General features: G+C 70.1%; 21 protein-coding genes, 1 tRNA gene and 1 pseudogene. 13 read left to right on the forward strand and 10 right to left on the reverse strand.

Features of this window, described 5'->3' with window-relative positions; genetic code table 11:
• Window positions 1-784: 784 nt before the first annotated feature.
• A tRNA-Ala gene (locus PWG71_RS15075) sits at window positions 785-857 on the reverse strand.
• 162 nt (window positions 858-1,019) lie between these two features.
• On the opposite strand from PWG71_RS15075, the gene PWG71_RS15080 reads away from it, so the two are divergent.
• On the forward strand, window positions 1,020-1,313 hold the full coding sequence (locus tag PWG71_RS15080) for a GroES family chaperonin (RefSeq protein ID WP_274810400.1): 294 nt from the start codon (window positions 1,020-1,022) through the stop codon (window positions 1,311-1,313).
• 9 nt (window positions 1,314-1,322) lie between these two features.
• Here PWG71_RS15080 and PWG71_RS15085 read toward each other — a convergent pair whose 3' ends face one another.
• Window positions 1,323-1,916, reverse strand: coding sequence for a TetR/AcrR family transcriptional regulator (locus tag PWG71_RS15085; protein WP_274810341.1), 594 nt, complete (start codon window positions 1,914-1,916; stop codon window positions 1,323-1,325).
• A gap of 138 nt (window positions 1,917-2,054) precedes the next feature.
• Here PWG71_RS15085 and PWG71_RS15090 point away from each other — a divergent pair, with 138 nt between their 5' ends.
• Window positions 2,055-3,821: an ABC transporter ATP-binding protein gene (locus PWG71_RS15090; RefSeq protein WP_274810401.1), complete on the forward strand. Its 1,767-nt coding sequence runs from the start codon at window positions 2,055-2,057 to the stop codon at window positions 3,819-3,821.
• A gap of 298 nt (window positions 3,822-4,119) precedes the next feature.
• Here PWG71_RS15090 and PWG71_RS15095 read toward each other — a convergent pair whose 3' ends face one another.
• Complete coding sequence (locus PWG71_RS15095; protein ID WP_274810342.1) at window positions 4,120-5,175, reverse strand: FAD-dependent monooxygenase; 1,056 nt, start codon at window positions 5,173-5,175, stop codon at window positions 4,120-4,122.
• A 53-nt stretch (window positions 5,176-5,228) separates the two neighbouring features.
• On the opposite strand from PWG71_RS15095, the gene PWG71_RS15100 reads away from it, so the two are divergent.
• Window positions 5,229-5,777, forward strand: a complete 549-nt coding sequence (locus PWG71_RS15100; RefSeq protein WP_274810343.1) for a TetR/AcrR family transcriptional regulator — start codon at window positions 5,229-5,231, stop codon at window positions 5,775-5,777.
• 28 nt (window positions 5,778-5,805) lie between these two features.
• Here the strand turns inward: PWG71_RS15100 and PWG71_RS15105 are convergent, their stop codons facing one another.
• The 3 genes from PWG71_RS15105 to PWG71_RS15115 all read right to left on the reverse strand — a co-directional run bounded on the left by PWG71_RS15105 (window position 5,806) and on the right by PWG71_RS15115 (window position 8,953).
• A complete protein-coding gene (locus PWG71_RS15105) occupies window positions 5,806-6,720 on the reverse strand; it encodes a carbohydrate ABC transporter permease (protein WP_274810344.1) in 915 nt (304 codons plus the stop codon).
• The gene (locus PWG71_RS15110; RefSeq protein ID WP_274810402.1) at window positions 6,717-7,568 is read right to left on the reverse strand and encodes a carbohydrate ABC transporter permease; all 852 of its coding nucleotides are present in this window, start codon (window positions 7,566-7,568) and stop codon (window positions 6,717-6,719) included. The genes PWG71_RS15105 and PWG71_RS15110 overlap by 4 nt, the downstream gene beginning before the upstream one ends.
• Window positions 7,569-7,654: 86 nt before the next feature.
• The gene (locus tag PWG71_RS15115; RefSeq protein ID WP_274810345.1) at window positions 7,655-8,953 is read right to left on the reverse strand and encodes an ABC transporter substrate-binding protein; all 1,299 of its coding nucleotides are present in this window, start codon (window positions 8,951-8,953) and stop codon (window positions 7,655-7,657) included.
• 257 nt (window positions 8,954-9,210) lie between these two features.
• On the opposite strand from PWG71_RS15115, the gene PWG71_RS15120 reads away from it, so the two are divergent.
• Complete coding sequence (locus PWG71_RS15120) at window positions 9,211-10,827, forward strand: glycoside hydrolase family 13 protein (protein ID WP_274810346.1); 1,617 nt, start codon at window positions 9,211-9,213, stop codon at window positions 10,825-10,827.
• A 40-nt stretch (window positions 10,828-10,867) separates the two neighbouring features.
• Here PWG71_RS15120 and PWG71_RS15125 read toward each other — a convergent pair whose 3' ends face one another.
• The gene (locus PWG71_RS15125; protein WP_274810347.1) at window positions 10,868-11,443 is read right to left on the reverse strand and encodes a TetR/AcrR family transcriptional regulator; all 576 of its coding nucleotides are present in this window, start codon (window positions 11,441-11,443) and stop codon (window positions 10,868-10,870) included.
• A 92-nt stretch (window positions 11,444-11,535) separates the two neighbouring features.
• Here PWG71_RS15125 and PWG71_RS15130 point away from each other — a divergent pair, with 92 nt between their 5' ends.
• Window positions 11,536-12,378, forward strand: a complete 843-nt coding sequence (locus tag PWG71_RS15130; protein ID WP_274810348.1) for an alpha/beta fold hydrolase — start codon at window positions 11,536-11,538, stop codon at window positions 12,376-12,378.
• A 98-nt stretch (window positions 12,379-12,476) separates the two neighbouring features.
• On the opposite strand, the gene PWG71_RS15135 is transcribed toward PWG71_RS15130, so the two are convergent.
• Window positions 12,477-12,932 carry a VOC family protein gene (locus PWG71_RS15135; protein WP_274810349.1) on the reverse strand — a complete coding sequence of 152 codons (456 nt, stop codon included), beginning with the start codon at window positions 12,930-12,932 and terminating at the stop codon, window positions 12,477-12,479.
• Window positions 12,933-13,026: 94 nt separating this feature from the next.
• On the opposite strand from PWG71_RS15135, the gene PWG71_RS15140 reads away from it, so the two are divergent.
• From PWG71_RS15140 to PWG71_RS28815, 4 genes and pseudogenes are all read left to right on the forward strand, one after another.
• Entirely contained in the window at window positions 13,027-14,052 is a 1,026-nt protein-coding gene (locus tag PWG71_RS15140; RefSeq protein ID WP_274810350.1) for a helix-turn-helix transcriptional regulator, read from the forward strand.
• 59 nt (window positions 14,053-14,111) lie between these two features.
• The gene (locus PWG71_RS15145) at window positions 14,112-14,693 is read left to right on the forward strand and encodes a CGNR zinc finger domain-containing protein (RefSeq protein ID WP_274810351.1); all 582 of its coding nucleotides are present in this window, start codon (window positions 14,112-14,114) and stop codon (window positions 14,691-14,693) included.
• A 1-nt stretch (window position 14,694) separates the two neighbouring features.
• A complete protein-coding gene (locus PWG71_RS15150) occupies window positions 14,695-15,084 on the forward strand; it encodes a RidA family protein (RefSeq protein ID WP_274810352.1) in 390 nt (129 codons plus the stop codon).
• 174 nt (window positions 15,085-15,258) lie between these two features.
• Window positions 15,259-15,378 (forward strand): annotated as a pseudogene (locus tag PWG71_RS28815) (hypothetical protein); the annotation flags it as partial.
• 210 nt (window positions 15,379-15,588) lie between these two features.
• Here PWG71_RS28815 and PWG71_RS15155 read toward each other — a convergent pair.
• Both PWG71_RS15155 and PWG71_RS15160 read right to left on the reverse strand, forming a co-directional pair.
• Entirely contained in the window at window positions 15,589-15,957 is a 369-nt protein-coding gene (locus PWG71_RS15155; RefSeq protein ID WP_274810353.1) for a hypothetical protein, read from the reverse strand.
• A complete protein-coding gene (locus PWG71_RS15160) occupies window positions 15,954-16,172 on the reverse strand; it encodes a hypothetical protein (RefSeq protein ID WP_274810354.1) in 219 nt (72 codons plus the stop codon). Before PWG71_RS15160 ends, PWG71_RS15155 begins: the two co-directional genes overlap by 4 nt.
• A 426-nt stretch (window positions 16,173-16,598) precedes the next feature.
• Here PWG71_RS15160 and PWG71_RS15165 point away from each other — a divergent pair, with 426 nt between their 5' ends.
• From PWG71_RS15165 to PWG71_RS15180, 4 genes are all read left to right on the forward strand, one after another.
• Window positions 16,599-17,450: a helix-turn-helix domain-containing protein gene (locus PWG71_RS15165; RefSeq protein WP_342455979.1), complete on the forward strand. Its 852-nt coding sequence runs from the start codon at window positions 16,599-16,601 to the stop codon at window positions 17,448-17,450.
• The gene (locus PWG71_RS15170) at window positions 17,450-17,647 is read left to right on the forward strand and encodes a DUF397 domain-containing protein (protein ID WP_274810356.1); all 198 of its coding nucleotides are present in this window, start codon (window positions 17,450-17,452) and stop codon (window positions 17,645-17,647) included. Before PWG71_RS15165 ends, PWG71_RS15170 begins: the two co-directional genes overlap by 1 nt.
• Window positions 17,648-17,857: 210 nt before the next feature.
• Window positions 17,858-18,049 (forward strand): DUF397 domain-containing protein, encoded by a 192-nt coding sequence (locus tag PWG71_RS15175; RefSeq protein WP_274810403.1) that lies wholly within the window; start codon window positions 17,858-17,860, stop codon window positions 18,047-18,049.
• 492 nt (window positions 18,050-18,541) lie between these two features.
• Entirely contained in the window at window positions 18,542-18,871 is a 330-nt protein-coding gene (locus PWG71_RS15180; RefSeq protein ID WP_274810357.1) for a PadR family transcriptional regulator, read from the forward strand.
• Window positions 18,872-18,970 lie beyond the last annotated feature (99 nt).

An 18,970-nucleotide genomic window follows, 5' to 3' on the forward strand; every position in this document is an offset into this window, starting at 1 on the left:
GGCTCGATGGTGCCGACTCCCGAACCATCGTCCCGCCACGCCCACCTCCCGGGTGGTGGTGGCACTACCGACGAAAGTGGTGATGCCCGCGTGAACTGCGGATTCTCCTTTTCCGTGGCGGTGATCGCGAACTCCACACCATTCCTCGGTGGCCGGAACCGGTCGCGGAATGTTCACCGTTGTTTCTCCGACACCGGAGAATGTGATTCCCGAAAGGAAAGAAGAGGAGTCACCCCACGTGACCCGCGCCACACCACGACGACCAGGTGGGCTCCCCCACAGAACGACGAAGACGACCCCGCGAACAAGCGAAGCCGTCCCGCCGAGGCACCAGACCCCACCCACGCCCCCACCACAGGGGGTCACCTCGGGAAGTTCGAGGGGGTCTCACCCCGGGTGAACACGAAGAACGCCCCCACGAACAAGCGAAGCTTGCGAGCAGGATCGCCCTGAGTCCGTGGACCCTGGGGGACGTGACCACAACCCGCGAGGCGCGGCCTCGCGTTGCAGGAAAGCGCCCCATCCGCCCCACCGATCAGCGCGACCCAAGCCACAGGGGGTCACCTCGGGGGGTTCGGGGGATCTCACCCCGGGTGAACACGAAGAACGCCCCGACGAACAAGCGAAGCCGTCCCGTTGAGGCACCAGACCCCACCCACCCCACCGGTACACGCCACCCGCCACAGGGGGTCACCTCGGGGGGTTCGGGGGGTCTCCCCCCGGGAAACACGAAGGACGACCCGGCGAGCAAGCGAAGCTTGCGAGCAGGATCGCCCTGAGTCCGTGGAGCTATGGGGATTCGAACCCCAGACCTCCTCCATGCCATGGAGGCGCGCTACCAACTGCGCCATAGCCCCTGGTGCGCCGCTCGGTTACCCCGGTCGGCGATGAAAATACTGTACCGGAGGTGAAGTGCGGGTTGCGCCATGGGGTGCCGTCGGGGTCCTTGGTGCGGGCGACGAGCCCCCTCCGCAGCCGAATACCCTGGAGTGGTGGCCGAATCAAAGCTTGAGATCCAGATGCTCCACGACCGCCTGTTGGTGAAGACGGTCCCGGACAAGAGTGAGCGGCGCAGCAGCGCGGGTCTGGTCATCCCGGACACGGTGAAGTTGGCGACCAGGCTCGCCTGGGGCGAGGTCGTCGGCGCGGGGACCGGCGCCCGACACGTCAAGACCGGGGACCGGGTGCTCTTCGACCCCGAGGAGCAGGGCGAGGTCGAGCTGAACGGCGAACGGTACGTCATCCTGCGCGAGCGGGACGTGCACGCGATCGCGAACGAGGCCCCCCAGCGGGGCACCGGCCTGTACCTGTGATCCTCGCCCCTATCCCCGGGCGGGCCGTCGTTCCACCGCTTTGACGAGCGAGTGCAGGCACAGGGTGAGCGCCTCGTAGGCGGGCACCTTGGCCGTGGTGACGTAGGTCCACCCCGCGTACAGCCCGGACCACAGCAGTTGCTGCGCCCACAACGGGGTGATCCTGGGGTCGATGGTGCCGTCCTCGTGTCCCCGTTCGACGAGCGCGAAGAGCGCCAGGTCGGCGGAGCTACAGTTCTCCTCGTCGGGGGGGGCCTCGATGAAGTCCTCCGACCCGAACGCCAGCATGATGATCTTCCGCAGCGTGAAGTACTCCGCGACCAGTCGGGTGAACGCCTCGATGCCGGTGCCCTCCGTGGTGCGGGCGCGTTCGGTGGCCTCGTTGGCCAGTTCGTCCGCGTACTCGCCCAGGGCGGCGATCAGGTCCGCGCGTTCGGCGAAGTAACGCTGAAGGGTGCTGCGGGCCACCCCGGCGGCTTTGGCCACGTGGGACAGGGGTGCCGCCGGGTTGTCACCGAGGACCTCCACCGCCGCGTCGAGGATGGCGCGGCGGGTTCGGGCACGGGTCCTCGTCTCTTCGTCTACAGGAGCGCTCTTCACCATGCGTCCATCCTAGGCTTGTGGGTATTTTCTTGACAATAATCGGTCACCTATGACCTAATTTGAAGCATGACAGATCCGATTGAAACCCGTGATGCCCCATCTTCGGCATCCACCGAGCCGCGCTTCGCCCAGCTCAAGGTGCTGTGGTCGTTCGTTCGCCCGCACCGGGGGAAGCTGTTACTGGGCCTCGTCCTGGCCCTGATCGGCTCCGCGTTGCAGCTGGCCAACCCGATGGTGATCAAGCTCGTCCTGGACACCCTCTCCGGGGGCGGCGGGCTGCTGATGCCGATCCTGCTGCTGCTCGGCCTGTTCGTGGTCGGCGCGGGCATGGGCATGTACCACTGGATCCTGCTCGGCTCCGTCGCCGAGCAGGTCGTGCTGGACGCGCGCACCTCCCTGGTGCGCCGCTACTTCCGCGCCGCCCTCATCCCGCTCTCCAAGCGCTCCTCGGGAGAACTGGTCACCCGGGCCACCTCCGACACCGTCCTCCTCCGCGAAGCGGCCTCCAGCAGTGTCATCAGCCTGATCAACGGCGGTGTCCTGCTGGTCGGCACCCTGGTGATGATGGCGATCCTGGACCTGGTCCTCTTCGGTGTCACGGCCGTGGCCGTGCTCATCGTGACGATCCTGTTCCTCACTCTGATGCCCGCCATCGCCACGGCCCAGGAGAAGGCGCAGAACTCGCTCGGCCTCATGGGCGGCGTCCTCGACGGGGCGCTGCGGGCGATCCGCACGGTCAAGGTCAGCCGCGCCGAACGACGGCTGGGCGACACGATCCTCACCCACGCGAAGGAGGCCGCCGACCACGGCGTGCGCACGGTCCGCCGGGAGGCGGTGGCCTGGACGATCGCGTTCAGCGGCGTCGAGTTGGCGATCATCGCCATCCTGGGCGTGGGCGCCCTGCGGGTCGCCTCCGGGGACATCGGGGTGTCGACCCTGATCGCGTTCCTGCTGTACGCGTTCACCCTGCTCAACCCGGTCATGGAACTGTCCCAGAGCATGACCACCCTCCAGTCGGGCATCGCCGCGGCCAAGCGCATCCGCGAGGTGGAGGCGATCCCGTTGGAGCCGACCGCCGAAGAACCCGCGTCGACCGTGGAGAAGGCCGCCCCCTCCGCCAACGGTCACGTCCGGACCGAGGACGCGCTGCTGAGGCTGCACGGGGTCACCGCCCGGTACGCCCCCGGCGCGGAGCCGGCCCTGAAGGGGGTCGATCTGGCCATCCCGAGGCGTGGGCACACGGCGATCGTCGGCCCGTCCGGGGCGGGTAAGACGACCGTGCTGTCCCTCCTGCTCCGTTTCCTGGAGCCCGAGGGGGGCGGCGTCTCGGTGAACGGCGTCCCCTACCGGGAGATGACCCCCGAGGAGGTGCGCGCGCACTTCGCCTACGTGGAGCAGGACACCCCGGTCGTGCCGGGGACCCTGCGGGACAACCTGCTGTTCAGCCGTCCGGACGCCACCGAGGAGGAGGTCCGCCGGGTGGTGGAGGACGTCCGGTTGACCGAGAAGGTCGACTCCCTGGAGGAAGGGCTGGACACCCCGCTGGACGCCACCGCGTTCTCGGGTGGACAGCGTCAGCGGGTGGCGCTGGCGCGAGCGCTGCTGCGTTCTCCGGACGTGCTGTTGCTGGACGAGGCGACCTCGCAGGTGGACGCCATCACCGAGGCGGCGATCACCGAGAGCGTGCGCCGGCACGCGGCTGACGCGGCGGTGGTGACGGTGGCGCACCGGTTGTCGACGGTGATCCACGCCGACCGGATCATCCTCCTGGAGGACGGCCGGGTACGGGCCCAGGGGACCCACGCCGAACTGTTGGAACGCGACGGCCTCTACCGGGACCTGGTGGCGGCCCTGCACATCTCCGAGATCGGGGCCGGTCTGCCGGAGCCCTCCGCGACCGTCTGATCGTCGCCGGTCCCTCCCGGTCCCCGCCCCGGCCGCTCCCCCGGCCGGGGCGGGGGCTTCGGGACCGCCCCGGGGCGGATCGCGGACGAAGCGGGGCACCGAGCGCCGGGGCACCGGGCACGGGGGCGAGGCGCGCTCCCTGCGGACCCGCGCCCCGGCCCCGTACGGTCGCCCCGGCAGGACGACCACGGCGAAGAGGACGGGGGCGCGAGAACCTCCCGAACCGCGAGGGCCCGGACACCACCCCCTCCCCCGGTGCGGGGCCGACCGCTCCGGCCGGCCCAGAGCACCGCGGCGATCATCGCATCAGGGTTCCGGCGGTGCGCAGCACGCCGTCGCGGACGCCCGTGAGGCGGGAGACCATGGCGACCCGGTTCATCACCCGCGAGGCGCGCACGATCCGTCCGGCCGAGCGGCGGCAGAGGCGGTCGTAGCGGCGCAGCCCGTCGGCGACCGTGGGGCCGAGGGAGAGCGCCTCCGCCAGGGCCGCGGCGTCGACCAGGGACTCGCAGGCCCCCCGCCCCAGGTGGGGCGCCATGGCGTGGGCGGAGTCGCCGATGAGGGCGTGGGGGCCGTACACGTAGGAGGGCAGGACGGGCAGGTCGTGGAGGACGCGCCGGTCGATGGCGGTGCCGGGCAGACCCGCCAGGACCCGGGCGACCCCGGGATGCCAGTCCCCGTACAGGTCGCGCAGCAGCGTGACCGGGTCCTCGTCGGGGTCGCGCCCGCGCAGCAGGTCGGCGTTGAGGGAGGCGTACCAGTTGGTCCTCTCACCGTCCATCGGGGTGATCCCGAAGATCCGGCCGTTCCCCCACGTCTCGCTGAAGGCGTCCACATGGCCGGGGACCGCGCCTCGGTAGGCGATGGTGCCGAGCGGCCGGGAGGCGGGCGCGCCGGGGAACACGGTCCGCCGGACCGTCCCGTTGATGCCGTCGGCGCCGATGACCACGTCGAACCCGTCCGCCCCGGTGGCCCGTCCGATCTCCTCGGCCGTGACGGGGGTGTTCCAGCGGACCGTGTCCGCGGGCAGGGCGGCGACGAGGATCCGGAGCAGCGTGGAACGCGAGACGAGGAGGGCGGAGGGACCTCGGGAGTCCAGTCGGGCGAGGGTCCTGCCGTCGGAGGCGGCGATCAGGGCGCCGGTGGGGGCGCATCCGACGGCGCGCACCTCATCGACGAGGCCGAGCCGGTCCAGGGCTTCCAGAGCGGTCGACCACATGCCCAGGGCGCCACCGATGTCGGGGGGCTCGGAGAGGCGTTCGCGGACGTCGACCTCCCAGCCCGCGCGCAGGAGTCCTCGGGCCGCCGCGAGTCCGGCGATACCGCCGCCGACGATCAGTGCTCTTCCGTTCATGGCACCACGCTACTACGATCATAGTGAAGAGTCACTACGTTTATAGTAGAACCATGTCACGGACCCGCGATCGCGCCCTGGACGCCGCCATCACCCTGCTGGGCACCGGAGGCGTGCACGCCCTCACCCACGGAAAGGTGGACGCCGCGGCCGGCCTGCCCAAGGGGTCGACCTCCAACCACTTCCGCACCCGCGACGCGCTGATCATCGGGGTGGTGGAACGGCTGGAGGAGCTGGACCGACGGGATTGGGCGAGGACGCACACCCCCGACGAGCCCACCGTCGATCACCTCATCGACGCCCTGGCCCGATTCGTCGGGGCGGCGGTGACCACCGACCGGGTCCGCACCGTCGCCCGGTACGCGCTGTCGGTGGAGGCCACCCACGACCCCCGGATCGCCGCGGCACTGGCCCGGGGCGCCGCCGCCGTCCAGGAGTGGGGCGGGCGGATCCTCGACCACCTGGGGGCGGACGATCCGCAGTCCGCCTCGCGCAGCCTCATGGCCTACGTCGACGGGCTCATCCTGCGCGGGGTCACCCGCCCCGAGGTCCTCGAACCCCGGGAGCGGATGGCCGCCGTGGTCCGCGCCTGCCTGTCCTGACCGGGTCCCGCCACCCGGGCGCCCGGACTCAGCCCTTGACCGCCCCGGACGTCAGGCCGGCCACGATCCGGCGTTGCAGGATCAGCGCGAAGGCGATCAGCGGAACCGACACCAGCACCGACGCGGCCATGATCTGCCCGATCGGGTTCTCGTAGCCGACCCGCTCGAACGTGCCGACGAACACGGGGACGGTCTGCACGTTGAGGTCGCGGGGCGCGAACGAGAACGCGAGCAGGAACTCGTTGGTGGCGTACACGAAGGTGAGGATGGCCGCCGCCCCGACGCCGGGCGCCGCCAGCGGGACCACCACACGCCAGAACGCCTGGAACGGCGTGGCCCCGTCGACCTTCGCCGACTCCTCGATCTCGCGGGGGATGCCCGCGAAGAACGTGGCGAGGATGAAGATCGCCAGCGGCAGGGTCAGGGCCACGTACGGGATCACCAGGCCCGTGTAGGTGTTGAGCAGGTTGATCCCGGTCCACTCGCCGAGCTTGAGGTACATCTGGTACAGCGGGTTGACCAGTGCCACCGGCGGGAACAGCGTCGCCACCAGGGTCGCCGCGAGCAGCAGGAACCTGCCCGCCAGCGGCAGCCGCGCCAGCGCGTAACCCGCCAGTGAGGCCACCGGGATGCAGATGATGGTGGTGAGGGCCGCCACGATCAGCGAGTTGCGCAGCGCGTACTGGAACCCCAGGTCGAGGACCTGCTCGTAGTTGGCGAGGCTGAACGGGCCACGGAGGATGTTGGGATCGGTGAGCGCCACCGAACCGGTGCGCAGACTGGTCATGCCCATCCACAGGAACGGGAACAGGCACCATCCCAGTACCAGGGCCAGCCCCAGGATCTTGAGCCCGCCGGTCACGGCCGGATGCGTGGTGCGGCGCGGCCGGTGCGCGCGGCGCACCGCTCCCCGCGCCCGGTCCGTCTCCGTCCGCTCCGTCATCGCTTCTCCCCTCGCCGTGCCACGTCACCGACCATGTGGCGGCCCATCCGGCTGATGAAGGCCAGACCGACCAGCATGACGACCACGAACGTGACCGTGGACAGCGCGTTCGCGTACCCCAGCTGGGGTTCGGCGACCAGGAAGCGCTGCGCGTACACCGACAGCGTGGCCAGCGAGTTCGAGTACCCCGCGAACACGTACGCGAAGTCGAACATGCGCAGCGCGTCCACGGTGCGGAACAACAGGGCCACCACGATCGCCGGACGCAGCAGCGGCAGGGTGATGGACCAGAAGCGCTGTATCGCCCCGGCCCCGTCGACCCTGGCCGCCTCGTAGTAGTCCTTGGGAATGGTCTGGAGCCCCGCGAGCAGCAGCAGCGCCACGAACGGCGCGGTCTTCCAGACGTCGGCGGCGATGATCCCGACCATCGACCAGGCGGGGTCGCGCAACCAGTTGATCTCCGTGTTCAGCACCCCGTTCACGAACCCGGGGTTGTGGTCGAACATGTACCGCCACACCTGGGCGGCGACGGCGGTCGGGATCACCCAGGGCACCAGGATGATCGCGCGGGCCAGGCCTCGACCGACGAACACCTGGTGCATGATCAGCGCGAACATCAGACCGATGACGAATTCCAGCGATACCGACGCGAGCGTGAAGATCAGGGTGTTGAGGACCGCGTTGTAGAAGCCGGGGTCGCTCAGGGCCCGCAGGTAGTTGTCTATACCGATGAACTCCTGGCGGAAGCCCCGGATCTGGTAGAGGCTCATCCAGAGGGCGTAGAAGACCGGGAACAGCGCGATCACGGCCATGAAGGTGAACGACGGGGCCAGGAAGATGCGCCCCATCGCCCGTTCTCCGAGTCCGCGACGGATGCGTTCGTCCTTCTTACGCACCGGTGGACCGGCGCTGCGGATCGTCGCCATGGGCGGCCCTACTCCTGTTCGAGCGCGTCGTCGGCGGCCCCGTCGACCGTCTCCAACGACTCCTCGGCGTCGGCCTGCCCCAGGTAGGCGGGGTGCAGGTTGTCCTGGATCGTCAGGGACAGCGAGTTGTACCCGGGCACCGGCGGCCGGGCGTGCGCGTCGGTCAGGATGTCCCGGAGCATCTCGAAGTTGGGGTCCTCGGCCCCCTCGTAGGCGCTGAGCATGGTGGGCGGCAGGCTGTTGTCGGCCAGGATCGCCTGGGCGTCGGGGTCGGTGGCGGCCCACAGGACGAACTCGCGGGCCAGTTCCTTGTTCTCGCTCAGGGTGCTGACGGCGTTGTTGAGCCCGCCCAGGGCGCTGGTGCTGCCCTCGCCGTCGAAGGTGGGCAGCGGCGCCACCGCGAAGTCCTCGGCGACCTCGCTCTCCTCGCCCTCCTGGCCCTCCAGCAGCGGCACGGCGTAGGGCCAGTTCCGCATGTAGACGGCCTCGCCGGCCTGGAAGAGGGCGCGTGCGTCGTCCTCGACCATGGAGTCGAAGCCCTCGGCGTAGAAGCCGCTCTCATAGGCCTCGGTCATGAAGTCCAGCGCGGTGGTGGCGGCGTCGCCCTCCAGGAACAGGCTCTCCGTCTGGCCCTCGTCGAACAGCTCGCCGTCGGCGGCCCAGAACAGCTCCAGGTAGTTGACGACGAAACCCTCGTACTGGTCGCCCTGGCCGACGTAGGCGGAGATCCCGGCCTCCTCGGCGGCCTCCGTGCCGGTCTCGTACAGCTCGTCCCAGGTGGTGGGCGGTTCGTCGATCAGGTCGGTGCGGTAGTACAGGAACGCGCCGTTGGACGAGTAGGGCAGGGCGTAGAGCTCCTGCTGCCACTGGGCGCTGTCGATGGCGCCGGGCAGGCTGACGTCGGAGATCTCCGGGCGCAGGTCCTCCAGGCTCTCGATGTAGCCGAAGTCCGCGAACTCACCGGTCCAGATGACGTCCAGGCCCAGGACGTCGAACTGCCCGGCCTGGCTCTGGAGGTCCTGGAACATGGCCTGGCGCTGTTCGTCGGCGGTGGGGGCGAGGAAGAAGACCTCGACCTGCTCTTCGGGGTTGACCTCGTTCCACAGGCGGGCGACGTCCTCGTGGATCTGCCGGTCCGCTCCGGTGACGGCCCACACGAACTGGGGGTCGTCGGCCAGACCGGCGCTCTCCCCCTCCCCCCCGACCTCCTCGCCCGGAGGCGATCCGCAGCCCGTGGCCAGGGCCAGGGCGAAGGCGGAGGTGCCGGCGGCGAACGCGCGCACACCACGACGTGACAGTACGGACATGACTCTCTCCTTCCGCGCCCGGAGGGTGTCCGGTCGCGAGGCACCGAGTGCGTCTGGGTCGTCAGGCTTCCCGTGGTCGTGTGAGAACGATGTCACTCAAAGTGTGATCAGGTCAACATAGAAACACGGAAGAAAGCCCCCAAAAAGCCACATGAATGGTGTATATGGCCACTCTCCACCCGGGCATTGCACCCTCAGGGACCGCGCTCGTAACGTGGACGCGACATCGGGTACATCCGGCGGACGAGAAGGCGGCCATGGAACGACGATGGTGGCGCGACGCGGTGCTCTACCAGGTCTATCCGCGCAGTTTCGCGGACGGCGACGGGGACGGGGTCGGCGACCTGGCGGGACTCGTCGACCGGCTGGGGCACATCGCGGACCTGGGCGCGGACGGGGTCTGGCTGTCGCCGTTCTACACCTCGCCCTGGGCCGACGGGGGGTACGACGTCAGCGACTTCCGGAACGTGGACCCCCGGTTGGGGGACCTGGCCGGATTCGACGCCGTGGTCACCGAGGCGCACCGGCTCGACCTCAAGGTGATGGTGGACATCGTGCCCAACCACACCTCGGAGGAGCACCCGTGGTTCCGGGCGGCCCTGGCCTCCGCCGACGCGCCCGAGCGCGACCTGTACGTCTTCCGCCCCGGCCGGGGACCCGACGGCGCGCTGCCGCCGACCAACTGGCGCTCGACCTTCGGCGGACCGGCGTGGACCCGGGTGCCCGACGGTCGGTGGTACCTGCACGTGTTCGCCCCCGAGCAGCCGGATCTGAACTGGGATCATCCGCGGGTCCGCGAGGAGTTCCGCGACATCCTGCGGTTCTGGAGCGGACGCGGGGTGGACGGATTCCGCGTCGACGTCGCCTACGCCCTGGTCAAGGACCTGGATCCGCTGCGCGACCTGGTGCTGGTGGAGGGCGACCGGTTCGAGGACATCCTGGCCAACCCCGATCACCCGTTCCTGGACCGGCCCGAGGTCCACGACGTCTACCGGGACTGGCGCCGGGTGCTGGCGGAGTTCGACCCGCCGCCCGCGACCGTGGGAGAGGTGTGGCTGCCGGGTGAACGGCGCGTGCTGTACACCCGGCCGGACGAACTGGACCAGGCGTTCAACTTCGACTTCCTGCGCACGCCGTGGGACGCGGACGCCTACCGGAAGGTCATCGACTCCTCGCTGGCCGACGCCCGCGCGGTGGGCACCGTGCCCACGTGGGTGGTGGGCAACCACGACGTGGTGCGCCCGGTGTCGGCGTTGGGGCTGCCCCCGGGCACCGATCACCGGACCTGGCTCCTGGGGGACGGTCGCGACCCGGCCCCGGACCTCGCCCTGGGCACGCGCCGGGCACGCGCGCTGGCCCTGTTGGAGCTCGCCCTGCCGGGGTCGGCCTACATCCACCAGGGTGAGGAGCTGGGCCTGCCGGAGGTCGCCGATCTACCCCGCGAGGCCCTGGAGGACCCGCGCTGGGTCCGCGGCGGCGGCACCGACAAGGGCCGCGACGGCTGCCGGGTGCCGCTCCCGTGGACCGAGGGGGGCACCTCCTTCGGGTTCGGCGTGAACGGGTCGTGGCTGCCCCAGCCCACCGACTGGGGACGGTACTCCGTGACCGCCCAGGAACGGGACCCGGACTCGACACTGCACCTGTACCGGCGGGCCCTGGGACTGCGTCGCGGGTTCGCCTCCGACGAGGGCCTCGTCTGGGACGACACGTCGGACCAGGGGCCGGTGCTGGCCTTCTGGCGGGGACCGGAGACCCTGGTCCTGGTCAACACGGGCCCCGAACCGGTGGAGCTGCCCGAGGGGAGGGTCCTGCTCGCCAGCGGCCCGGTCGAGGACCGCCTGCCGGGTGACACCGCCGTGTGGTTGCGCCGCTGATCACCCCGAGGAGGCGGACATCGCGACGGGGAGCGTCCCCTCATCGGTCCCGGGCCGCGTCGCGGTCGGCCTCGATGAGGATGCGGGCCGCGTCGCGGGCCACGTCGGCGGCGGCCGGGGAGCCGGAGATGGCGGCGGTGGTCTGCGCGCCTTCGGCGAGCAGCACCAGTTGCGCGGCCAGCCCGGGAGAACCGCCGATCCGACCGACCAGGTCGTCGACGTAGCGCTGGAAGGACTCCTTCTGCGCGCGCACCGCACCCGCCACCCGGGAGGAGCCGGGGCCGAGTTCGCCGTAGGCGTTGATGAAGGCGCAGCCCCGGAAGTCGTCCTCACGGAACCAGGCGGCGAGGAAGTCGAAGACGGCCAGCAGTCGGCCGGTGGGGTCGGCGGCGGTCTCCGCGGCCCGCGCGATGCCCGAGTCCCAGCGCCGCGACCGGTGATCGAGCACGGCGAGGACGAGGTCCTCCTTGGACGGGAACAGCTTGTAGATGCGCTTGAGGGGGAAACCGGACCGCTCGCGCACCGCGTCCATCCCGATCGAGTTGACCCCGTGGGCGTAGAAGAGTGCGTCGGCCGCGACCACGATCCTCTCCCGGGCCTGCACGTCATCGATCACTTCGGTCCCCTCCTTGCAATGAGAACGATCGTTCTCTATAGTAGCCGACAAGAGAGAGAACGACCGTTCTCCACAGCGGGAAAGGCGAGATCATGGCGTTCATCAAGGTCGGCACCGAGAACAGCACGGACATCGAGCTCTACTACGAGGACCACGGCCAGGGGCAGCCGGTCGTCCTCATCCACGGCTATCCGCTCAACGGCGCCAGCTGGGAACTCCAGGCGCGCGAGCTGATCAAGGCCGGCAAGCGCGTGATCACCTACGACCGGCGCGGCTTCGGCGGCTCCTCCAAGGTCGGCGAGGGGTACGACTACGACACCTTCGCCGCCGACCTGAACACCCTGCTGGAGACCCTGGACCTGCGCGACGTGATCCTCGTCGGCTTCTCCATGGGCACCGGCGAACTCGCCCGGTACGTCAAGAACCACGGACACGAGCGCGTCGCGAAACTGGCCTTCCTGGCCTCGCTGGAGCCGTTCCTCCTCCAGACCGACGACAACCCGACCGGGGTACCGCAGGAGGTCTTCGACGGCATCGCCGACGCGGCGTACACCGACCGGTACGCCTGGTTCACGGATTTCTACAAGAACTTCTACAACCTGGACGAGAACCTGGGCACCCGGATCAGCCAGGAGGTCGTGACCGCCAACTGGAACACGGCCGTCGGCAGCGCCCCCGTGGCGGCCTACGCCGTGGTGCCGACCTGGATCGAGGACTTCCGCGCGGACGTCGCGGCCGTCCGTGAGGCGGGCAAACCCATCCTGATCCTGCACGGGACCGCCGACAACATCCTGCCGATCGACGCCACCGCGCGCCCGTTCCACGAGGCCGTGCCCGAGGCCGAGTACGTGGAGATCGAGGGCGCCCCCCACGGTCTGCTGTGGACGCACGCCGCCGAGGTCAACGAGGCGCTGGTCCCCTTCGTCACCAAGTGACCCCGAAGGAGTGAGCGAGGCCCGGCCCCCGACGGGGGCCGGGCCGGTTCGATGACCGCCCGGGGTCGGACGGCGTGCGCCGTCCGGCCCCGGGCGGTTCAGGAGGCGTCGTAGGGGCGCGGGACGTCCAGGACCCAGGTGAGACCGAAACGGTCCCTGAGCATGCCGTAGGCCAGCGCCCACGGGGACTCCGCGAAGGGCTGTACGACGGTGCCGCCCTCGCTCAACCCCTTCCAGTAGGCGGTGACCTCCTCCACCGAGTCGCCGCGCACCGACACGAAGTAGGCGTTCTCCCCCCGGTTCCACGGAGTGTGTCCGGGCACGTCGTAGGCCATCAGGTGGAAGCCGGCGGCGGAGACCACCTGCCCCCACATCACCTGGTCCGACTCGGACTCGTCGGTGACGTTGTGCGCGTCCCCGTAGGTGATGACGGCGACGTCCCCGCCGAAGACGCCCTGATAGAAGTCCAGCGCCGCGCGGGCGTCCCCCCGGAAGTTCGCGTGGACCACGGTGTTGACGGACATGTCCGGCTCCTCGTACTCGATCGTTCCCATGGCGGATCACCGTGTTCGGCGACCCGCCGTCCCATGGACACGATCGCCGGGGAAGAGGCCAGGGCGTGGCCTCTTCCTCGGACAGAATGGGGACATGCAGAAGACCTCCGTGCGGCTGCTGACGCTGCTCTCGCTCCTCCAGGCACGTCGGGACTGGCCGGGGGCGCTCCTGGCCGAACGGCTGGACGTCAGCCCGCGCACCGTGCGCCGTGACATCGACCGGCTGCGCGAGCTCGGCTATCCCGTCGCGACCGTCAAGGGCCCCGACGGCGGATACCGGCTCGACGCGGGTGCCGACCTGCCCCCGCTGTTGTTCGACGACGGGCAGGCCGTCGCCCTGGCCGTGGCGCTCCGCCTGGCCGCCACCTCCGCCGCGGGCGCCGGCATCGCCGAGGACGCGACGCGCGCCCTGAACACCGTCCGGCAGTTCATGCCCGCACGGCTGCGCCGCCGGATCGACACCCTGGAGGTCGCGGCGGTCGAGACCTCGGGCCCCCGACCGGACACACCGGTCGACGGCGACGTCCTCACGACGCTGGGCGCCGCCGTGCACGCACGCGAGGTGCTGCGCTTCGACCACACCTCACCGGACCGAGAACGCGGTGACGACCCCCTCGGTCCCCCACCACGGCGGGTGGAGCCCCACCACCTGGTCACCAGGGGAGGGCGCTGGTACCTGCTCGCCTGGGACCTGGACCGGGACGACTGGCGGACCTTCCGCGCGGACCGTATCGCCCCGCGCACGCCCACCGGACCGCGGTTCACCCCCCGCGAGCCTCCGGGAGGGGACGCGGGAGCCTTCGTCGCCGCCCGGTTCGGTGGATCCGACGGCCCCGGCGGTCCCCCCTGTCGAGGAGAGGTGATCCTCGGCCTGCCCGCCACCACCGTGTCCGCGTACACCCGGGACGGTGTCGTCGAGGAACTGGGGCCCGACCGGTGCAGGCTCGTCGTGGGCTCGTGGTCGTGGGTCGCGCTGGCCGCCGACCTCGGCCGGTTCGACGCCGACATCGAGGTCGTCGGCCCGGACGCGCTCAAGGACGCCTTCGCCCTCCTCGCCGAGCGGTACGCCGAGGCGGCGGTCCCGGACCGGGGGGAGGACCGGAGGCCTCGCCGCCCGTGACCGGGGAGTCACCCGCCCAGGTCCTTGTGCCGCCATCGGTAACCACCTAGCCTGGTTACATGATGAGCACACCGACCACGGGTCAGTGGCTGGACGCCCCTGACGGGCGGCGCTGGTGGTTCGACTCCGGCGCGCTCGCGTTCGACTTCGCCTACACCGGCGGGTTCGAGGGCCCACCCGAATGGGAGCACTGGCACGGTCCGGCGGACGTGGAGCGGTGGTGGCGGGAGCGGTTCGAGGCGGCGGTACCGGTCGACGGGACGGCGTACCGGCACGCACGCGAGCTGCGTGACGCGATCGCCCGAGCCGTGATGACGGTCGCACGCGACCTGCCGCTCCCGGACGAGGCCGCCGCCGTGATCGACCGGTACGCCGCGATGCCCGACCTGCCGCCACAGCTCGGTGCGCGCGTGGAGCCCACGTCCGACCGGCTGCTCGCCGTCATCGGGCGCGACGCGGTGACCTCGCTCGGCCGCCCCGACCGCGTCCGCATCTGCGCCGCCGACGACTGCGCCCTCATGTACCTGGACACCTCGCGCGCGGGATCGCGCACCTGGTGCTCGATGCGCCGGTGCGGCAACCGCCACAAGATCCGACGGCTGCGCGAACGCCGCGCCGCCGCGAACCCCGAGGAGAACTGACATGTCGGAGATCACCCACCTGAACCCGGCCGCGCTCCACACCCACCCCGCGTTCTCGCAGGGGGTCCGCGTCGACGGCGGATCCCTGATCGTCGTCGGCGGGCAGAACGGCACCGACGCCACCGGCGCGGTCGTCTCCGACGACCTCGGTGAGCAGACGGCGCAGGCGTTCCGCAACGTGCTCGCGGTGCTCGCCGAGGCGGGGGCCGACCAGACCCGTGTCGCCAAGCTGACCGTCCACCTGAAGGCGGGCGGTGACGTGACCGCCGGATACCGGGCCGCCGCCGAGGTGTGGGGGCCGCACCCGACCGCGATCACCGTGCTCCAGGTCGCGGGGTTCGCCCGCCCCGAGGTCCTCGTGGAGATCGAGGCCCTCGCCGTCACGCCGTGAAGCGCCCGCGCTCCTTCGGCGCTTTTCTCACGGGTCCTTCAACCGGCTCTGGTCCCGCCATCACCCTGTTCACCGAGCATCGGGGAACGGAAAACGATCGGGACACCGTCCGGGGGACCCATGACCGACGGCACTTCAACCGCACACCGTGGCCGCAGGGCCACGAAGGTGACGATGCCGACCGCGGTCGCGGCCCTGGACGAGGAGGCCGCGGACGCGCTGATCGAGCGGTACGTGTCCGAGTACGACGAGACCCGCCTGTCGTGGAGCGGTTCCATCGACGCCGACGACGTGGACACCTACATCCGTCTGGACGGGCCCTCGGCGTGGATCGAGTTCTCCGACCAGCCCGGGTGGAGACCTCCGAGGTGCACCAGCACACGATGTTCCGGGACCAGAACGCCGACTACGGCCGGGAGGAGTGACCTCTCGGCGAGAAATCGGAGGACGGCGCCGGTCGGGACGTGTTCCCGGCCGGCGCCGTCGCGTCACGGTGATCGGGGTTCAGTCGCCGTGGCGGTAGTCACGGTCGGGATCGCCCAGGAGAGGGGCACCGGCGGCGCGCTGGTCGGCGATGACCCTGCCCTGACGCAGGACCGCGTCGCGTTCGGCGGGGGTGAGGTCGTCCGGGATCGGGTCGGGGTCGACGTGGTCGGTCACGGTGGGCTCCGTTCGGGTGTGGCGGCGGGTCAGGAGGGCGCGCATGGTCGCGTGGTCGGGCGCGGCGAGGCGTTCGTGGGGGTGGGGGCCGGTCCAGCCGATGGGCCGGTAGGCGACCACCTCGGTGCCGCCGTCCGGAGTCGGTTCGAGGGTGAGGACCCAGCGGCGGTGGATGAGGTCGTCCGGCATGCGCGGCGTCGGGTCGGTGGTCACAGCGCCTCCAAGGGGCTACGCCAGACGAGCGGGAGCGGGTGCGGGTCGCGTCCGGAGGTGACCGCGACCCGGGTGGCGCGTCCGTGGGTGGCGGCGTAGACGGCGTGCCCTTCGAGGGTCGGCCCCAGGTAGCGCAAGGGCACGTGGTGGACGCTCGCCCACACCCCCAACGCCTGGATCGAGGAGAGGCGGCGGATGTCGCAGACCCGGTTCACACGGCACCTCGCACGCTGAGAAGTGCGCGGACGGCCAGGGTCAGGGGCGCGAGGTCCCGGGCCGGGTGAGCGATGTAGAGCCGGATCCGACTCGCGCGCCGGGGTCGTCGCCAACGGAGCACTTCGGTGAGCAGCCATCGGATCGTCAGCGACTCAGAGCAGTTCAAGTAGCGGTAGCGCGCCATGCGCACACCTCCGGTCAAGGGTGCCGGGTGGGAGGCCCGGCGAGCTTCTGGTGACACCATCGTGCCCCCCTACATACAAAAGTGCAAGATGCATTTTTAAAAGCGTGCAACAATCTGAGCAGCTGCTGATGGCTTCTATCGAAGGATGCGTTCAATGTCCGAAAATTCGGTTCGCCGCGTAGGCTCGGCACGTCAGCGCAGCAGCTCACGAGGGAGTACCGAGACTGTGGCCTCCAGCCCTATGCTTCGCCGAGGTCGGCTGGCCAGACAGCTTCTCCGGCTGAGGGAAGAGGCGGGCCTCACAGCAAAGGTGGCCGCCGCTGAAGCCAAGAAGCGGGCACCCGGCCGGAGCTGGTCCGAATCGAAGATCACCCGTATCGAGAACCGCAAGGTCCTTCGGGTTCGCGAGGTCGACCTGCGGGTGCTTCTCGATATTTACGGGGTCACTGACGAAACCCAACGCGAGGCCTACCTGAAGTTGGCACGTGAGGCTTCCATCAGTGGCTGGTGGTACGGATACCGGGACGTTCTCGGCGCTGGCACCTATGTGGACATGGAGAACGAAGCCTCCCTTATCCGCACTTACCAGGTGCAATACGTCCCTGGGCTTCTCCAGACCGAGGCCTACGCCCGCGCCGTCATCCGCTCCGGTGGAGTCACCGACGACGCTGAAATCGATCGCCGCGTCGAAGTGCGGATGATGCGCCAGCACCTCCTGTCGCGCACGGACGCGCCTCGACTGTGGGCGGTCATCGACGAGACCGCGTTCCGTAAGCTCCCGTCAGATGTGGCGGTCGACCAGATCCGACACTTGATCGATATCCAACGGCCGTCCCTGCGTATCCAGGTGCTCCCGGACGAGGCCGGTCCGCATGCGGGAATGGACGGGTCCTTCGTGGTGCTCGATTTTCCGTCCGACCCCACAGTGGTCTATGTCGAACAGGTCGGCGGAGGTGGGCTGCTCGTAGAAGAACCCGAGCAGACTACGATCTACGAGACCGTCCTCGATCACGTCCAAGCCGCCGCGCTCAGCGTGGAGGCCTCTCGGGCATGGCTGGAGGATCGGCTCAGCCGGCTCGAAGAGAGGACCTGATGCACCAGAGCACATCCCACCTGCACTTCCGCAAATCCAGCTACAGCTCCGCGAAGGGGCAGGACTGCGTTGAGATCGCCGAACTCCCCACCGGTGGCGCAGCCGTGCGAGACACGCAGAACAGGGATGCGGGGCACCTACTTTTCCCTTGCTCCGAGTGGGCGGCGCTTCTTTCCACGGCACAGCAAAACCGGTAGGCCGAAAACGACGAAGGCCCCGGTCTCGGCGACCGGGGCCTTCGCGATGCTCACCAGAAGCATATCCCGCGCTCACCGTACCCCGTAAGGGCTGCACGGGAAAGGCCGCGAAGCCCGGTGGCCTCATGAGGTCAGGTCGGGTGTCGCGGACAGGTGTGAGGGGCAAGCAGACGAGAGACGGCAGCGTTGCCCACCCCCGGAGACACGACGATGCACACCGGCGGTCCCCCTCCCTCGAACTTCCACAAGTCCAGCTACAGCGCCAACGAGGCCGCATGTGTCGAGGTCGCGGACCTTCCGTCCGCCGCTGCCGTGCGTGACTCACAGAACCCGGGGCTCGGTCACCTGGAGGTCCCCGCCGCCGAATGGACCGCGCTCCTACTGGCGGCCTCTCAGCCCTGACCGAGGCTGACGACCCTCGAACATCCCCCACCGGCGCCGCCCCCGACCACCTCGGGAGCGGCGCCGAAAAAACGACCGCACCGGGGTCCGCGCCCGGGATCACCATCTCCTCCACCTCGGGAAATCAGCGGCGCACGACCTCGCGCACCTCACCGAAGCAGGACCCGCTCTCCACTCCCCCGACGTGCGGGACCGGGCAGCGCGGACGGGTCGACGCCGAAGAGGGGACACCCCGAGGAACCCCGGTGTGGCCGTCGGCCCCGGCCTGGAACGACCCGCGCCCGACCACCGCCGTGCGCACGCGGAGCGATACCGCCACGACCCGCCCCGGCACGGGCCGGGTGACACGCGAGCGTGGTCGGTACCCGCCTCTGCGCCGTCCGGACCCTCCCAGGGCGGGAACCCCGTTGCGACCGGGGACTTGCGCCCCCACTATTCATTGCTACTATGTACCAGTAGTCAACAGTATTGAGTAGCCGGAAGAGGTGTTCCGTGGGCAGGCAGATGACGGAGATGCTCAAGGGCACGTTGGAGGGCATCGTCCTGGCGATCCTGGCCGTGCGGTCCGCGTACGGCTACGAGATCACGGCATGGCTGCGGGAGCAGGGGTTCTCCGACATCGCGGAGGGCACGGTCTACGCACTGCTCCTCAGGGTCGAGAAGCGCGGCCTGGTCGACGTGGAGAAGGTCCCGTCGGAGAAGGGGCCGCCGCGCAAGGTGTACTCCCTCAACGCACAGGGACGGGAGTACCTCGACGAGTTCTGGAGCACGTGGAGCTTCCTCTCCCAACGACTGGAACAGCTCCGCGAAGGAGACGGGTGACGACGGTGCCGAGAAGACCCGCTCCACCACCAACGTGATCGGCCCGCGCGAGCACCGGTCGGCGTGCGCCTCGCACGCCGGCCGACTTCCCGGGCAGCA

The sequence above is a fragment of the Nocardiopsis sp. N85 genome, from assembly GCF_028882275.1.
In the GTDB taxonomy this organism is placed as follows: Bacteria; Actinomycetota; Actinomycetes; order Streptosporangiales; family Streptosporangiaceae; genus Nocardiopsis; species Nocardiopsis lambiniae.

Coding starts and splice junctions, on each gene's coding strand:
- PWG71_RS15080 (WP_274810400.1), top strand. CDS start 1,020: ATGCTCCACGACCGCCTGTTGGTGAAGACGGTCCCGGACAAGAGTGAG.
- PWG71_RS15085 (WP_274810341.1), bottom strand. CDS start 1,916: ATGGTGAAGAGCGCTCCTGTAGACGAAGAGACGAGGACCCGTGCCCGA.
- PWG71_RS15095 (WP_274810342.1), bottom strand. CDS start 5,175: ATGAACGGAAGAGCACTGATCGTCGGCGGCGGTATCGCCGGACTCGCG.
- PWG71_RS15100 (WP_274810343.1), top strand. CDS start 5,229: ATGTCACGGACCCGCGATCGCGCCCTGGACGCCGCCATCACCCTGCTG.
- PWG71_RS15105 (WP_274810344.1), bottom strand. CDS start 6,720: ATGACGGAGCGGACGGAGACGGACCGGGCGCGGGGAGCGGTGCGCCGC.
- PWG71_RS15110 (WP_274810402.1), bottom strand. CDS start 7,568: ATGGGGCGCATCTTCCTGGCCCCGTCGTTCACCTTCATGGCCGTGATC.
- PWG71_RS15115 (WP_274810345.1), bottom strand. CDS start 8,953: ATGTCCGTACTGTCACGTCGTGGTGTGCGCGCGTTCGCCGCCGGCACC.
- PWG71_RS15120 (WP_274810346.1), top strand. CDS start 9,211: ATGGAACGACGATGGTGGCGCGACGCGGTGCTCTACCAGGTCTATCCG.
- PWG71_RS15130 (WP_274810348.1), top strand. CDS start 11,536: ATGGCGTTCATCAAGGTCGGCACCGAGAACAGCACGGACATCGAGCTC.
- PWG71_RS15135 (WP_274810349.1), bottom strand. CDS start 12,932: ATGGGAACGATCGAGTACGAGGAGCCGGACATGTCCGTCAACACCGTG.
- PWG71_RS15140 (WP_274810350.1), top strand. CDS start 13,027: ATGCAGAAGACCTCCGTGCGGCTGCTGACGCTGCTCTCGCTCCTCCAG.
- PWG71_RS15145 (WP_274810351.1), top strand. CDS start 14,112: ATGATGAGCACACCGACCACGGGTCAGTGGCTGGACGCCCCTGACGGG.
- PWG71_RS15150 (WP_274810352.1), top strand. CDS start 14,695: ATGTCGGAGATCACCCACCTGAACCCGGCCGCGCTCCACACCCACCCC.
- PWG71_RS15165 (WP_342455979.1), top strand. CDS start 16,599: ATGCTTCGCCGAGGTCGGCTGGCCAGACAGCTTCTCCGGCTGAGGGAA.
- PWG71_RS15170 (WP_274810356.1), top strand. CDS start 17,450: ATGCACCAGAGCACATCCCACCTGCACTTCCGCAAATCCAGCTACAGC.
- PWG71_RS15175 (WP_274810403.1), top strand. CDS start 17,858: ATGCACACCGGCGGTCCCCCTCCCTCGAACTTCCACAAGTCCAGCTAC.